This window comes from Pseudomonas sp. PB101, assembly GCF_009764265.1.
GTDB lineage: Bacteria > Pseudomonadota > Gammaproteobacteria > Pseudomonadales > Pseudomonadaceae > Aquipseudomonas.
The window spans coordinates 126,626-141,130 of sequence record NZ_RWIR01000026.1 but is presented as its reverse complement, the minus strand read 5'-3'; the positions used below and the strand labels follow the sequence as shown (position 1 = coordinate 141,130).

The following is a 14,505-nucleotide window of genomic DNA, read 5'->3' as shown; positions in this document are numbered from 1 at the left end:
CGCTCTTAGGGTTCGAGGGCTAGCGTCTGGGCGCCACGGCTGCCCGCGACCACCAACGCGCCGGCGGCGGACTGGGTGGCAGCGGACACCGGAGTCCGTGCGGGCTTGCGCACCCATTGCATCTGCGCGCCCGTGCCCTGGCTGACCAGCATCTGCCCGCCCTGGGTGAACAGGCGATAATTGCCACGGGCATCGATCAGGCCGGCGGTGATGCTGACGTGCAGGCCGCTGTCCAGTGCGGTCCAGCTCTGGCCGCCGTCGGTGCTGCGCAGTACGTTGCCGCGCAGGCCGTAGACCAGCACTTCGCCGGGCTTGCCGAGCACGCCGAAGAAGCTGCCTTGATACGGCGTCGGCACGGCATTGAAGCGTTGGGCGTTGTCGTCCCACTTGAGCAACAGGCCCTGCTCGCCGGCGATGTACAGGCTATCGCCGGTGGAAGCGATGGCGTTGAGGTGGAAACCCTGGGGGTTGTCGGTGCGGTCCTGGAACGGGGTCCAGCTCTGGCCACCGTCGTCGGTGCGCAGGATCAGGTTGAAGACACCGACCACATAGCCGGTCTTGTCGTTGGCGAACCAGACGTCGAGCAGCGGTTTGTCCGCGCCTTGATCCAGTAGCCTCTGGCCCTCGGCAGACAGCAGCGGCCATTGCTCGTTGTCCGGCTCGGCCTTGGCCAATGCCGAATAATGTTTGATCAACAGTTCGCCTATCTGGCGACCGTCGAGTTGCTTGTTCCAGGTCGCGCCGGCGTCGCTGCTGTGCAGCACCACGCCGTCATTGCCCACCGCCCAGCCTTGGGTGGCGGTCGGAAAATTCACGGCCGTAAGATCGGCACTGACCGGCACGGCCGCCTGCTGCCAATGCTGGCCGGCGTCATCGGAAAACAGAATGTGGCCACGCTGGCCGACGGTGATCACACGCTCACCGGCGCGGGTCATGCCCGACAACGGACTGTTGACGGCCAAGGCGCTGACCCTGGCGGGCAGGTCCAGCACATCGACGTACTCGGCCGCGTGGGTGACGCCCTGCGACAGGCAGAGCACAGCGCCGAACGCCATCTGCAGAATATTATTTTTATACGAACACATACTGCGTCCTCTTCGGAAAACCGCTCCACACCTCGCGCTGTGCAGCTCATGCAGTTGTAGGAGCGAGCTTGCTCGCGATGGTCGTAAACGATGACGCGGGGAGTCTGGTTCCCCGCGGTGTCCTTGAGTCCATCGCGAGCGAGCTCGCTCCTACAGTGCCGGTGGATCGTGCGAGCGCTTTTTTGCGGTTGGCTTAGCGAATGCCTGCGCCTGCCAGGGATTCCGAAGACCACTGGGCCTTCGAGAGCGGCTCGATGTACTTGATGCCGCCGTAAGGGCCGACCACACCGTTGATGTTGTACGAACCACCGACCAGGTCGTAGATCATGAAGGGCGTCGAATCCGGAACCTGCTTGTCGTAGCTCTGGCTCAGGAACGCGAAGGAACCACGATAGAGCTGACCACGGGCGTCATATTGATCCGAGGCCAGAGCGGTCCAGCTGTCTTCGTCGAGGTAGAAGCGGCGCTTGGCGTAGATGTGACGAGCACCGGCCTTGAGGTTGCCTTCGACGACCCACACGCGGTGTTTTTCCCAGCGCACGAAGTCAGGCGACAGGTGATTGGCGGTGGTCAGCGACTTCGGATCCTGCACGTAGGTCAGCTTGTAGGTGTTGTAGGGCACGATCATTTCCTGCTTGCCCACCAGCTTCCAGTCGTAGCGGTCCAGCGCACCGTTGAACACGAACACGTCATCGTAGGTGCCCGCACCGGCGGTCCCTGGGTTTGGCGTGTCGTAGGCCAGGCTCGGCGCCAGCTTGACTCGACGCTGCCCCGGCAAGTACTGCCAGGCGCGACGCGGCTGCTGCAGCGGGTTGGCGGCGTCCTTGAGCATGATCGCCTCACCGGCGCGGCGTGCAGGGCCGGTGTACGCCAGCTTCATCTGGTAGTACACGTCGGCGCTGCTGATCGGCTGCGAGAGGTTTTCGTAGATCGGGTAGGAGATGTTCGCTTGCCCGGTGGTTGCCAGGCTCGCCACGCCGGCCGAGTCGACGTTCCAGGAGTCGTACTTGGAGCTGATGCTGACGCCCTGGTAGCGCAACAGGAAGTTCCACATCGCTTCGTTGCCCGACTGCGGAATCGGGAACGGAATGCCCGGCAGGACGTTGTCGATGGCCAGGCCACCTTCCAGAGACTTGGCGCCGCTGGCGTTCTTCACGCCGTTATCCAGAATCGCCTGGGGCAGCGAAACGGTGCGGTGGGTCGGGAACACGTCGACACGGAAGGTCGGGAAACGCTTGGCCAGTTCTACCGTGGTCGCCGTGAGCAGGCCCTTGTACTGATCGACGTTCTTGCCGTCGATCACCAGCAGCGGCTTTTCACTGGCAAACGGATCCGGGCGCATGCTGTCGCCGGATTTGAAGCTGGCTGGCGGCGTGGTCAGGCCACCGGCATAGGCAGGGATGGAACCATCAGCGTTCCCGGCTTTTTCAGCCCCTACCTGTGTCAGGCTGGTGCCGAGCCTGGCAGCTTCCTGAGTTGAAACAGCAGCCTGTGCCTGAGCGGCGAAGACCATGGCCAAGGACGCGGCCAACACGGTTTTTACAAATTTCATGTTGTTATTCTCCTGCTTGCATTGAGCAAATCAGTGGTGAATCAGAATGTTGTTTTCATCGTCAGGTACACGGCGCCACGGTCCTCGGTCGTGGCTCCGCCTCCGGAGAAGGACGAGTAGCCACCGGCGTAGCAGGCGTAGTTTTCGTTGCCGCTGAAGGCGTTCGGGGTGGAACCGTCACCGGCCTTGGAACCGGTACTCACACCGCTGTTGTTGCACTTGTCGGTCTGGCCGAAGGAGTCCACGTATTTCAGGTCGACAAAGTATTTGTTGTACACAACGGCACCGACGCCCACGGCATAGTTGCCGGTGTCCTTGGCACCACCACCGGAGACCGGCGACACACCGTCGAGACCGACGTTGACCGACATCGGCGCGTTGAGGTCGACACCCGGGAACACCTGGTACCAGGTCGGTGTGAAGTTGACCGCCAGACCCCAGTTGTCGCGGGTCGGCGCGTCGATGCCGCGATAGCTGCTCTTGCCTTTGTAGAGCGCCTCGTTTTCGCTATCGAGCTTGAGCAGGTTGCTGTAGTACAGCTCGGCCAGCACGGTTGCCTGATCGAACACCGGCGTTTTCGGCAGGGTCATCAGACCGTTGAGCGTCCAGTGCAGGGTGTCGCCGGTGGCGCTCATGCTGTCGCCGCGGCTCGGGGTGTCATAGACCACACCGGTGGCGTCGGTCCGTGCAGGCAGCAGACCAAGCCCTTGCCCCAGGCCCAGCGGGCTGCGGGTACTGACGATCGCCGGGATACTGGCCAGCGGCATGTTGTGACGAACGTTCAGGTCGGAACCGACGCTGATCCCGCCGACATCCTTGGACAGGCTCAAGCCAACGATCTTGATGTTGTCGGCGTAGGCCAGTTGATAGGTGGCGGTGTCCAGCGAATTGAGGGTGTTGACCACCGCTGGCACTTGCCCTGCCGGCCGGGTGCCGTTGGGGTTGGCCGAGGTAATGCCCCTGGCGTCCAGATAAGCTTGCGGCAGGATTTCCGAAGTTTCGCGGTAGTAAACGCCGAGGGTGCCATCCAGCCAGGCCGGCGACCATTTGGCCATGACGCCCCAGTCGCCGCTGTCATGCGGCGTCAGGTCCTTGCCACGACGCACATTGGTCAAGGCGTTGCACGGCGCCAGGCCACAACCCAGCGGGCTGCCCGGTACCACGCCGTTGGTGTTGCCCAACAGGAACGATTGCGCGCCGAAGCCGACCAGGTCGGAACCACCGTAATAGGTGCCCGCTTCCGGCAGGCGCGCGGCATCCCAATTCAGGAAATACTGGGCACCCACGGTCAGCTCGGGATTGACGGTGAACGACATCGACAGCTGGTTACGCGGAACGAACAGTTCCTTGGCTTCGGTACCCGGCGACGCGGCAAGCTTGGCCAGGTCGAGGCCGGACTGGCCGTAGCTGACCGAGTGCACCGGGTTGAGAATGGTCTCGCCCCAGAACACGTTGTGCTGACCGGCCTTGGCGCTGAACATCGACTCCTCGCCCACTTCGGTGCTGTAGAACACGAAGGCATCGAGGATCTCCCCCGAAGGACCGCTGTAGTAGCGCTGGGCATAGTTGCTCAGGTGCGAGCTGCCGTTGCCGACGTTGTCACGGGTGACCCCTGCCAGGCGCGGGTCGTTGGCGATCAGGCCCGAACGCGCATCGTTGCCGTTGACGAACGGGTTGGAGTTGGAACCGGTGTTGTCATAGGCCTTGTCGTACCAGCTGGCGGCGCTGACGCGAAAGCCCATGGCGTTCTTGTAGACCACGTCCATCTCGGTCAACAGGTCGACACGGTTGGTGATGTTGGTGCCGGCCTTGCGGAAGTTGTAATCGCCGTCGTTGTTGTTCGGCGTTCCCAACATGCGTTTGTCGGCACTTTCGGTGCGCACGCCGTAGTTGTACTTGACGGTGTTATCCAGGCGCGCAGTCCAGTCCGGGTTGCCCAGGTCGATCTCGACCCCATGGGCCATCGGCGCGATCACGGCCAGAATGGCCGAGGCCAGCAAGGTGTAGCGTGCTGCAGTGAAGCCGTGATTCTTGTTGTTGTGCATTGCGTTGTCTCCGCCCTTTTTGTATTTGTTTTAGCGCAGCCGCCCTCACGCAAGCATCGTTGTGCCTGCGTTTAAGGAATGAGGGCAAATGCCGGTGGCGTACTGCCAGTCCAGCTCCTTGTACTAGCGGTCCAGCTCCAGAATGAGTGCTTCGGCTTGCGGCCAGTGGCCAAATCCTGAGGCCGGATTGAGGTGACCGACATCGCCCAGGTCGAGCAATTCGGCGCCCCAGCCTTCTGCCATGCGGGCGACCGCAGGCAGCGTGGCAAGGTGATCGTTGGTGCTTGCGGCCACGATGCTGCGAAATGGCAGCGGGCCTTGTGGCAGAGGATTCCAGCCCTGGCTACGCAGGGTTTCTGAAGAAGGATAGTTGGCTGGCCAGACCGCATCGAGATCCGGTGGCGCGGCCAGTAAAGCGCCCTTGATCGGACGACTGTAGTGAGCAGCCCAGTGCGCGACCATCAACACACCGGCGCTGTGGGCCACCAGGATCACGGGGCCGTCGATCTGTTCGAGTTCGTGTTGAATCGCCCGCACACGGGCCATGCAATCGAGCTTGTCGGTCGTAAGCGGCGGGACGCTACGCACTTTGCCCAGCCTGGCTTGCAGCAACGTTTGCCAATGTTCGGCCACGTGCTCGCGCAGACCCGGGACGATCAGAACGGTGGCGGCAGTTTGCAGTTTGTCCACGGTCAACACCTTCGCTTTCTCGATAACTCGACTGGCTGTTTTCGCCAGGGGCTTTTTGTAGGGTCGACATTAAAGAGCGCCCGCCCGAAGCGCTTTACATTGGACGTCAGGCACTTTTCTTTTGATGACAAATTGTCGGACACTTGGACAGTGCGACCACTGGTCGAAAAATCCCGCAGGTTGGCGCAGGGTCACTGTAATCAACGGATGAGCGCTGATGGCTCCATGCAGCGTAGAGGATGGGTGAGCGCACGGCATGAAAACCATCAACGACATGACAACTGTTCAACTGTTGATACGCTGGATATAGTCGCCACGCTCACGCCATTCGCCATCGGCACAGGGAAGACCTTCGCATGACCAAGCTTGTTCGCGCCGCCGTCTTGACCAACTACCTGGAGGTCACCCAGTACCTGGGCTTCAACCCGCGCGACGTGCTGGCCGCTGTCGGCCTGAGCAGGGCCCAACTGCAAGCCCCTGAACACCGCATCCATATCGATGCCGCCGTCCGCCTGCTGGAGGATTCGGCCGTCGCCAGCGGCTGCCAGACCTTCGGCCTGAGCATGGCCGAGTCGCGCCAGCTCTCGGACTTCGGCGTGGTCAGCCTGCTGCTCAGCCACCAGCGCACCCTGCGCGATGCCTTGCAGGTGGTGGTGCACTACCGGCACTTGATGAACGATTCACTGGCGATCTTCATCGAAGAGGCCGGCAAGATGGTGATTATCCGCGAAGAGGTGGTCACCGAAACGCCCATGCCCAGCCGCCAGGCCACGGAGCTGGCCATCGGCGTGATGTTCCGGCTGTGCTCGGCCCTGCTCGGCTCGCACTGGCACCCCTACAGCGTCAACTTCATGCACCAGGCGCCGGACAACCTGCACCTGCACCGGCGCCTGTTCGGCTGCACCCTGGAGTTCGGCAGCGAGTTCAACGGCATCGTCTGCTCCGACGCCAGCCTCGACATCACCAATCCCAACGCCGACCCGGCGATGGCGCGCTACGCCCAGAGCTACCTCGACTCGCTGCAGGGCCACCAGGGCACCTCGATGCTGTTCGAAGTGCGCAAGGCCATCTACCTGCTGCTGCCCATGGGCCGCGCCACCATCGAACAGATCGCCCAAAGCCAGGGCATGAACGTACGCACCCTGCAGCGTCGTCTCAAGGACGATGGGTGTGCATTCAATGACGTGATCAATGATGTGCGTCGCGATCTGGTGCTGCGTTATCTGGACAACCCGAACTATCCGCTGAGCCGGATTGCCGACATGCTGGGTTATTCGATGGCGAGTTCGTTTACGCGGTGGTTTATCAGTCAGTTTGGAATGCCGCCGGCGACTTGGCGGGCGCAGAAGGTGGGGGGTGTGAAGGTTCAGGTGGAGGGTGCGGGGCAGGTTGTTCCGAAAGAAAGCTGATTCGGTTGGACTATTGGTAGTTCCAAAACGCCTTCAGTCCGGTGCCGGGCTGCCAGCCTGGGTGTTTCTGTTTTATATGTTTTCTCATATAGGTTGGGGCACCGACACTAGAGAGACAGTCTACAACTGGACATATTTGTTTTGGTACGTGGCTCCAGCTGTGTCTATCCCTGGCTACTGTATCGCCAAATTTTTTGGCGCACTCAGGATATATACAGTCGTAGGGCTTTTCGCCGGTATGGATTCGCTTGTGGATCGTAAGATCTGACGAAAACGAAAACGCTTTGCCGCATCCAGAATGATCACATTGATGGGGCTTTTCGCCGGTATGGGCTCGCTTGTGGGTCGTTAGATTTGACTTATGCGAAAACGCTTTTCCGCATCCCGGATAGTCACAGTTGTAAGGCTTTTCGCCGGTATGGATTCGCTTGTGGAGCGTAAGATCTGACGCTTTCACAAACGCTTTGACGCATCCCGGATGGTCACAGTGATGGGGTTTTTCACCAGTATGGGTTCGAAGATGATTCGTTAAACTGCGGTTTTTCGTAAATGCTTTACTGCAGGTCGGGCAGATACGTGGCTCCAGGGAACGGCCAAAACTCAACTCAGCCAGCGTCACCGGCGCCGCAAGTAATTTCCCGATGCTCAATTGTGAAATCTGTGAAGTCTGTGAAGTCTGTGAAGTCTGTGAAGTCTGTGAAGTCTGTGAATCCAAGTCGACTTCGTTGATGACGAATGACGGCAACTGGCTTGTTCCACTCATGTCTAACGTTTCAAGCAAGCTCTCAGGTAACGATGCCAGTGAGTCGTCTTTAAACAATGACGATACCGGACTCCCCACCCGCCCATCCCGGTCCACCCTTGCTACCGGCGAATTCCCCAAAAACCCATACAGATTCAACCCATCCACCGCCCCCGCCGGGTCAGGGTTGATCCAGCGACTCAACCACGGCGCAAAGTAGCGATAGCCGTAGTAATACAACCCGGTGGCATCACGCTCCTTGCCCGAGTAACGAAGGGTTTTCCAGTCGCCACTCTGGTCGCTGTGGTCTTCCCAGGCCGTGCCGCCAAACGGGTAGTACGCTTCGCGGCTCTGCACGTTGGCGTGTTCATCCAGTTCTAGGGTGCCGGAGCCCAGATGGTCGGTCAGGTGATAACGCATGGCATGCGCGGGTGCGTCCGTTCCTCGCAACCACTGCACGCGATTGCGGCCGGCCTCGAGGTTCAGCACCTGGTGCGAGGGGGCGCCGTTGCGTTGGTGGATTTCCAGTCCCGGTAGGTAGCGCACTTCGGTGGTTACGGTTCGAGCGTCGGTCAGGGCCGTGTGGACTTTGCGCAGGCGTTTACCTCCGCCGCCGTAGAGGTAGCGTTCGACATCGTCGCCTTCATTTTCACGTTGCACTGGCGACACGCTGGACAGTTGGTTGCGCACATCCCAGCTCATCGCCTGACCACGCTGCAAAAACCGCAGGTTGCCGTTGCGGTCGAAGCCGCTGGCGAAATCCGCCGGTTGATCATCCTCCAGCAAGCTGCGATTGCTGTTCGAATCGACGGCCCAACGCCGAGTAAAGGGCTGTGCGCCGAGGTGGCGCAGCTCGGTCATGTTGCCGGCCGCGTCATAGTCGTATCCCTCGCGGTAGTTGACCACGGCGTTGGCGTCGTTCGACGCCCGGTAACCGCTGGCGGGATAGGACGCGGCTTTGTCGGCTTCCCAGCCGGTAGCGCTGATCAACTGACCGAGGGTGTCATAGCCGAAGGTGCGTAGCGCCTCGATGCGCTGGTTCTTGAAGAAGCGCACCGGCAGCGCACGGTCTTCGATGCCGACGATATTGCCGGCCGCATCGACTGCATAACGCAGGTCTTGCACGGGTGGATCACCGGGTAATCCCGCGGCCAGGCGCAACAGGCGTCCATCGTCGGGCGCGTATTCGGCTTCGCTGACAACGCCGTTGCCGGCAGTTTCCCGTTCGACATGAGTGCTCGGGGTGTAACGAATGCCGTGCACCAGGCAGCGACCGGGTGATGCCTCTCCCGCCGGTTGCAACCAACCTTGCGTGAGCTGACCGGCCACGTCGTGGTTGAAGCGCCGACGGTGGCCGTGGGCGTCGACCAGGCTCAGCAAATCGCCGGTGGGGTTGTAGGCCCAGCGACTCTCCAGTCCGGTGCCAGGCTCCAGCAACGCATCGCGCGCCGATGCCTCCAGCGGCCAGTCGGGCGTGTCCAACTCAGTGAGAAAGTGACTGGTTTCACTCTGCGCCAGCCCCCGCAAATCGTACTCGGGCATATGTCGGGTACCGGCCGGATCGTCGTGACGAATCAGCCGACCGCACCGGTTGCCGACTTCAAAATCGGCGGCGCCATACTCGAAACGCTCGACCACCCGCACCGCCGCACCAAGCGCCTGCTCTCTCACTGCCGTCGGGCGCAACGACGTGTCGTATTCAGAATCCTGTCGCGAGCCTCGACTGTCCCACTGGCTCAGGCTTTCACCGGTCTGCCCCGACAGCAACACCCGCCAGCCGGCATCCACGCTGTCCGTCGCCAGTACCTGCCCCGACAAGTTATATCCATGACACAACGCCGGAATCGCCAACCGCGCATCCCACTGCTCAACCTCACGCCCCGCCGCATCAAATACCTGCCGCGTCACCCGCGCCTCTGCTGTTTGCCCGACGGTCGAGCGCCAGTAGCCGACACCACGCACAGCCAGCCCGCGCGGGTCGATGACCGCGAGGGTGGGCGTGGCGTGATGCACAGCGGGATTGTTCATGGGCTCTGGATAGCATTCGCTGTCGGACAGCGTCTACTGTCAGAAATTACAGGTGAAGCCCCTGCAAAGTCGATTCAAGGACGACCGCTGTACGTTCAACGACGTGATCAACGATGTGCGTCGCGATCTGGTGCTGCGTTATCCCGATAACCCATCACCCATCACCAATCACCCATCACCCATCACCCTGTAGGAGCGAGCTTGCTCGCGAAAAACTCAAGGCATCCACCACTTCACCTGAATGCCTGAAGTCTAAAAATCCAGAAGCTACCTTTCAAACGCCGTGCTAACGGAGATTGTGGATCTGGTAAATGGCGGTCGCTCTTGCTAGCACCTCGTGGGCTTCATTGGTAAGTTGGCCGGTGGTAAAGCAGATTTTGCTGGTTGCGTGTTCAACCTGCCCCCAACCGAGAATGCGCCCTGGTGATGCAGGGCGAAAGAACTGGGTCTTCGCTTCAATCGTCACAGCGACCTGAGTGGCGGATAAGTTGGCATAAACTGATGGCCCCATGCAGTCATCCAGCATGGCGGAGAGTATGCCACCCTGAATATTGCCCATTGGGTTGGTCAATTCAGCGCTGGCGTCGAACTCGATGTAGGCTTTGCTGTTTTGTTCATCGTATGTGATGAACTTCCAACCTAACAGTGCGGCGGCATTCGGTCGGGGAAGTTCGCCGTTAGCGACTTTCCAGAACAGGCTTTCGGGATTCATGCTCTTTACCTCCATTGGGAACAATCAGGTGAACTGAGCCGATAGAAGTGCAAATGTAAAACCCAGTAGCGTCAGAATCACAACAAGGGCGCCGCTGCGTATCGGCGTAGGGGCCAGGGTTTTTTGACGTACGTAACAAGCAACAACTATGGGAGGAGTTACAGCGACGAAGCAATACAGCTGAAACACTATAAGCTGCTCAAGTCCACCGTTTTGCCAGAACAGGAGGTATAACAGCAAGAAGCCAGCAGTGGCCACGGCCAGCCATGCCCAACCCGTCACTTTGATCAGCGCCAGAAGTAACACTTGCATGCGGGGTTCAACTTCGCTCCAAGGGCGGGCGACGGCGATACTGTGATAAGGCATAAAGTCGGATCGTGACAGATATGCAATTGAAAAAAAGATGATGATCAGAAACGCCGACGCATAGCTGACGAGTGCAAGCCAAAAGAACAGGTTCATTTGCAGAGACTCCCATCTCTCGGGCAAGCACTACAAATCGCCCTGACCAAGCTTAGTGTCAGCAACAAATTGGCGTGTATGCCGAACGTTGGAAAACTGTCTGGTATACGGTGGGGTTTAAGCTATTTTTTATCGCGACAACTGTCTACTGTCAGAAGTAACAGGGTGGTTATATGTCCATTGGTTTGTTGTGCTGAGTCTGAGGAAAAGAGAGGCGATTTATTGTTTGGCAAGACGTGGCGAACAGCGATGAACGCCCGTCGGCACCCGGCATATGCTCAAGTTGGCCGCCATAAAAAAACGGCGACTGCTGGGGGCAGTCGCCGCGAAAGACCGGTGTTTTTAGCACCGATCTGGAGCCCCACGGCATGAGGAGTCAACGCCGCGTGGCCCTGCCATAAAACGTCAGCGCGCTCAGAGCCCCCAGCGCAGCAACAGCAATACCAGCACAACGAGAAACACCGTCTCCCCAACCATCAGCAAGATCGGCTTGATCCCGACAGCCGCCAGCTCGCGCAAGCGGGTCTTCATGCCCAGGGCACTGATGGAAATCACCAGGCACCAGCGCGACAACTCATTGACCCCGCCTTGCACCGCAGGAGCGATCCAGCCGGTGCTGTTGATGCACGCCAGGATCAGGAAGCCGACGGCGAACCACGGCAACAGCGGCGGGCGCTTGCCGGTCGGGTCGGCGCCTTGCATGCGGGTGATCATTGCGGCGGTGACGATCACCGGCAGCAGCATCGCGACGCGCATCAGCTTGACCACCGTGGCCGTGTCGCCGGTCTCGGTCGACATGCCGTAACCGGCGCCGACCACCTGGGCCACGTCGTGGATCGTGGCACCGAGGAACACGCCAGCGACCTGCGGCGATAACTCCAGCCAGTTGGCGATCATCGGGTAGACGATCATCGCCAGGGTCGACAACGCCGACACGCCGATCACCGTGAACAAGGTGGCGCGTTCTTTCTGCGGATGGTTCGGCAGCGCCGCTGCCAACGCCAGGGCCGCCGAGGCGCCGCAGATGGCCGTCGCGCCGCCGGTGAGCAGGCCGAACAAACGCTGGAAACCCAGGGCCTTGGCGGCGATCACCGACACGCTGATGGTCACCACCACCAGGATTACGACCAGCGCTATCGGCTTCCAGCCCAGCGCCGCCATTTGTTCCAGGGTGATGCGCATGCCCAGCAGCGCCACGCCGATGCGCAGCACGGTACGGGCGGTGAATTCGACGCCGGCCTTGCACGGGCCGTCGTCGGCGAGAAAATTCAGGGCCATGCCCAGCAGCAAGGCAAACAGCATGACCGGCGCACCGTAATGCTCGGACAGGAACGAAGCGGCAGCCGCCACGATCAGGCTGACGATAAACCCCGGTGCCAGTTCGCGCGTGCGACTGTGGATGCGGGTGAGAGCAATGGCGCTCATGGCGCGGACTCCTCGGTTGCGATGACGATAAACGCCTGGCCGTCGATGATCTCGACCGGGTAGTTGGTGACTTTGACCTGCCTTGAATTGAGCAGGTAGCCGCTGTGCAAATCGAAGCGCAAGCCATGGGCGAGGCATTGAATCACCCGGCCTTCAAGACGCCCCCCGCAAAGCGAAGAGCCCTGATGCGGACAGCTGTCGTCGATGGCGAACAACTGCCCGTCGACGTTGAACAGCGCCAGGCTTTTGTCTTCGAATTCGAACAGCGCCCGGCCACCGGCCGGCGGGTATTTGCCGGCCGGTACGGGAATGCGCCGGGTCATGCTGGCTGCCGCTCGCGCTCACTTTCCTTGAGGGCTTCGTTCATGGCCCCGAGCAGCGCCTGGGCCGGCTGTGCACCGATCACGGTCAAACGGCCGTCGAACTGAAAGCTCGGCACGCCGCTGGTCGCGCCGGGGGGGCCTGCAAATGGCGTGGCGTCGCCCATCAGGCAATCAACCAGTCCGTCCGTGGCGATGCCGCAGGAGCGGGCAATGGCCAGCAAGGTCTCACGGCAACCGAGGTTTTCGCGCCTGAGGAAATAAGCGGCGAACAGTCGCTCGAGCAGCATTTCACGCTGACTGGCATTGCCCAGTGTGCTGGCACGCTCGAACAAACGATGGGCGTCCGCGGTGTTGGGCATCGTCTCGATGCGACTGAGGTCAATGGCCAGGCCCACCGCACTGGCAGCCTGCTGCACCTGTTTCTGGCGCATGGTCATGGCATCGGCATTGCCCAGGCGCTTGCGGTAGAAATCGGCGAAGGGCTCACCCTCTACCGGTATCTGCGGCAACAACTGCACGCCATGCCACACCGTGGTGATCTGCACGTCCGGATGGCGGCTGCGAAACTGTACCTGCGCATGCTCCAGTTGGCGTTTGCCGATCAGGCACCACGGGCAGATAAAATCGAAAAACACATCAATACGTAAACGACGACTCACAACTTCACCTCTATCCCGGCTTCACCGATAGGGTCAGGCACGCTCTGACCCTGAAGGCGGGCAATATCTTTGTGGTAATGACACTTGGCATAAAAGAACACCGCTGCCGCCGCGAGGCTGACCAGTGGCACCAGTTGAAACGCGGCATGCAGACCGATCAGGTCCGACACCCGGCCGGTGATGAACGGCCCCGGCGCCAGCCCGAGCATGTTGTTGGCCAGGGTCAGCGTGGCGAACGCCGTGCCGTGCACCGAGTAATGGGTCAGGTTGGCGACCATCGCGCCGGCGGGGCCGGTGGTACCGGTGGCAATCAGCATGCCCAGGCAGATCAGCAGCAGTTGCACCGGTCCTGCCTGCAAGGCAAACGCCGCCGACAGCAACAGGCAACTGCCCAGGCAAAAGCCGATAGCCAGGCTGACCTTGCGCTCCGGCGAGTTGCGACACAGGCGGTCGCTGAGCATGCCGCACAGGATCATGCCCGCACCGCTGCACAACACGATGATCGCCGCCATGCCGCCGGCCTTGTCGGTGGGCATGTCGTAGTAGCGGTTGAGGTAGCTGGGAATCCACACCATCACCGTCCCGCCGACGAACAACTGCAAGCCGCTGCCGATGTAAGTCGCTACCACCGAACGGCTCGACCACAAGGTGCTCAGCGGGCGCTTGACCGCCGCGGCCGTCTTGTTCGCGATCTGCGCGGCACGTTGTGGCGCAATGCGCGCTTCCTTGACGATGATCGGGTAGAGCACCGCCAGAAACAGGCCAAACAACGACATGCCGGCGAACGACCAGCGCCAGCCAAGCTTCGCCGCGATGGCGCCGCCCAGGGCCATGCCCAGCACCGAGCCGAACATCCCGCCGGCCATGAAGGCGCTGGCCAGGGTGGCGCGCATGTGTTTGGGGAACACCGAAATCACCACCGCGATGCCGACGCTACCGTAGGCGGCTTCGCCGACGCCGACCATGAATCGCGCAATGAACATCTGCTGGTAATCCTGCGCCAGCGCGCAGCCCAGGGTGGCCACGCTCCAGAGCATCGCCATCAACGCCAGGCTCTTGACCCGGCCGAAGCGGTCGGCCATCAATGACAGCGGGAAAGTCAGCAGGCCGACCATCAGGGCGACGATGCCGCTCAACAACCCGAGCTGTCCGTCGCTCAACGCCCACTCCGTCTTGAGCAGGGGGAATACCGCGTTCAGCACCTGACGCGACATGTAATCGGAAATCAACAGGCCGAACGTCAGTGCAAAGACGATCCAGGCATATTGGCGCGCAACGCCGACGCAACCTGCGTCGTCATCGTCAGCGGCGATTGGGTGAAAGGCCATGCAGCCTCCTCAAGAGCTTTGTCTTATTTTTGTTATCAAGCGTGT

12 protein-coding genes and 1 pseudogene are annotated in these 14,505 nt (G+C 60.8%); 2 read left to right on the top strand and 11 right to left on the bottom strand.

The features are described 5' to 3' along the window. Nucleotides 1–5 precede the first annotated feature (5 nt). The 4 genes from EI969_RS09010 to EI969_RS08995 all read right to left on the bottom strand — a co-directional run bounded on the left by EI969_RS09010 (nucleotide 6) and on the right by EI969_RS08995 (nucleotide 5,372). A complete protein-coding gene (locus tag EI969_RS09010) occupies nucleotides 6–1,085 on the bottom strand; it encodes a YCF48-related protein (protein WP_160387155.1) in 1,080 nt (359 codons plus the stop codon). Between the two features lie 193 nt (nucleotides 1,086–1,278). Beyond that, nucleotides 1,279–2,637, bottom strand: a complete 1,359-nt coding sequence (locus EI969_RS09005; protein ID WP_160387154.1) for a DUF1329 domain-containing protein — start codon at nucleotides 2,635–2,637, stop codon at nucleotides 1,279–1,281. Between the two features lie 41 nt (nucleotides 2,638–2,678). After that, nucleotides 2,679–4,682 carry a DUF1302 domain-containing protein gene (locus EI969_RS09000; protein WP_160387153.1) on the bottom strand — a complete coding sequence of 668 codons (2,004 nt, stop codon included), beginning with the start codon at nucleotides 4,680–4,682 and terminating at the stop codon, nucleotides 2,679–2,681. 123 nt (nucleotides 4,683–4,805) lie between these two features. Beyond that, entirely contained in the window at nucleotides 4,806–5,372 is a 567-nt protein-coding gene (locus tag EI969_RS08995) for an alpha/beta hydrolase (RefSeq protein WP_160387152.1), read from the bottom strand. A gap of 356 nt (nucleotides 5,373–5,728) precedes the next feature. Here EI969_RS08995 and EI969_RS08990 point away from each other — a divergent pair, with 356 nt between their 5' ends. Further along, nucleotides 5,729–6,781, top strand: a complete 1,053-nt coding sequence (locus EI969_RS08990) for an AraC family transcriptional regulator (RefSeq protein WP_160387151.1) — start codon at nucleotides 5,729–5,731, stop codon at nucleotides 6,779–6,781. A gap of 10 nt (nucleotides 6,782–6,791) precedes the next feature. On the opposite strand, the gene EI969_RS08985 is transcribed toward EI969_RS08990, so the two are convergent. Beyond that, a complete protein-coding gene (locus EI969_RS08985; RefSeq protein WP_160387150.1) occupies nucleotides 6,792–9,551 on the bottom strand; it encodes an RHS repeat-associated core domain-containing protein in 2,760 nt (919 codons plus the stop codon). Nucleotides 9,552–9,603: 52 nt separating this feature from the next. Between EI969_RS08985 and EI969_RS08980 the strand changes: the two are divergent. Then, nucleotides 9,604–9,708, top strand: a pseudogene (locus tag EI969_RS08980) (AraC family transcriptional regulator); the annotation flags it as partial. Between the two features lie 129 nt (nucleotides 9,709–9,837). Here EI969_RS08980 and EI969_RS08975 read toward each other — a convergent pair. The 6 genes from EI969_RS08975 to EI969_RS08950 form a co-directional block, all read right to left on the bottom strand. Beyond that, entirely contained in the window at nucleotides 9,838–10,263 is a 426-nt protein-coding gene (locus EI969_RS08975; RefSeq protein ID WP_160387149.1) for a PaaI family thioesterase, read from the bottom strand. A 24-nt stretch (nucleotides 10,264–10,287) separates the two neighbouring features. Then, nucleotides 10,288–10,725 (bottom strand): hypothetical protein, encoded by a 438-nt coding sequence (locus tag EI969_RS08970; protein WP_160387148.1) that lies wholly within the window; start codon nucleotides 10,723–10,725, stop codon nucleotides 10,288–10,290. Nucleotides 10,726–11,139: 414 nt separating this feature from the next. Next, the gene (locus EI969_RS08965; RefSeq protein ID WP_110662420.1) at nucleotides 11,140–12,150 is read right to left on the bottom strand and encodes a YeiH family protein; all 1,011 of its coding nucleotides are present in this window, start codon (nucleotides 12,148–12,150) and stop codon (nucleotides 11,140–11,142) included. Beyond that, the gene (locus EI969_RS08960) at nucleotides 12,147–12,473 is read right to left on the bottom strand and encodes a Rieske 2Fe-2S domain-containing protein (protein WP_160387147.1); all 327 of its coding nucleotides are present in this window, start codon (nucleotides 12,471–12,473) and stop codon (nucleotides 12,147–12,149) included. The genes EI969_RS08965 and EI969_RS08960 overlap by 4 nt, the downstream gene beginning before the upstream one ends. Further along, nucleotides 12,470–13,132 carry a DsbA family oxidoreductase gene (locus EI969_RS08955; RefSeq protein WP_160387146.1) on the bottom strand — a complete coding sequence of 221 codons (663 nt, stop codon included), beginning with the start codon at nucleotides 13,130–13,132 and terminating at the stop codon, nucleotides 12,470–12,472. Before EI969_RS08955 ends, EI969_RS08960 begins: the two co-directional genes overlap by 4 nt. Continuing rightward, a complete protein-coding gene (locus EI969_RS08950) occupies nucleotides 13,129–14,460 on the bottom strand; it encodes an MFS transporter (RefSeq protein ID WP_160387145.1) in 1,332 nt (443 codons plus the stop codon). The genes EI969_RS08955 and EI969_RS08950 overlap by 4 nt, the downstream gene beginning before the upstream one ends. Nucleotides 14,461–14,505: the final 45 nt, after the last annotated feature.

Bases quoted from the DNA above. Each gene is read 5' to 3' on its own strand.
- EI969_RS09010 (WP_160387155.1), bottom strand. From the start codon at position 1,085: ATGTGTTCGTATAAAAATAATATTCTGCAGATGGCGTTCGGCGCTGTG.
- EI969_RS09005 (WP_160387154.1), bottom strand. From the start codon at position 2,637: ATGAAATTTGTAAAAACCGTGTTGGCCGCGTCCTTGGCCATGGTCTTC.
- EI969_RS09000 (WP_160387153.1), bottom strand. From the start codon at position 4,682: ATGCACAACAACAAGAATCACGGCTTCACTGCAGCACGCTACACCTTG.
- EI969_RS08990 (WP_160387151.1), top strand. From the start codon at position 5,729: ATGACCAAGCTTGTTCGCGCCGCCGTCTTGACCAACTACCTGGAGGTC.
- EI969_RS08985 (WP_160387150.1), bottom strand. From the start codon at position 9,551: ATGAACAATCCCGCTGTGCATCACGCCACGCCCACCCTCGCGGTCATC.
- EI969_RS08975 (WP_160387149.1), bottom strand. From the start codon at position 10,263: ATGAATCCCGAAAGCCTGTTCTGGAAAGTCGCTAACGGCGAACTTCCC.
- EI969_RS08970 (WP_160387148.1), bottom strand. From the start codon at position 10,725: ATGAACCTGTTCTTTTGGCTTGCACTCGTCAGCTATGCGTCGGCGTTT.
- EI969_RS08965 (WP_110662420.1), bottom strand. From the start codon at position 12,150: ATGAGCGCCATTGCTCTCACCCGCATCCACAGTCGCACGCGCGAACTG.
- EI969_RS08960 (WP_160387147.1), bottom strand. From the start codon at position 12,473: ATGACCCGGCGCATTCCCGTACCGGCCGGCAAATACCCGCCGGCCGGT.
- EI969_RS08950 (WP_160387145.1), bottom strand. From the start codon at position 14,460: ATGGCCTTTCACCCAATCGCCGCTGACGATGACGACGCAGGTTGCGTC.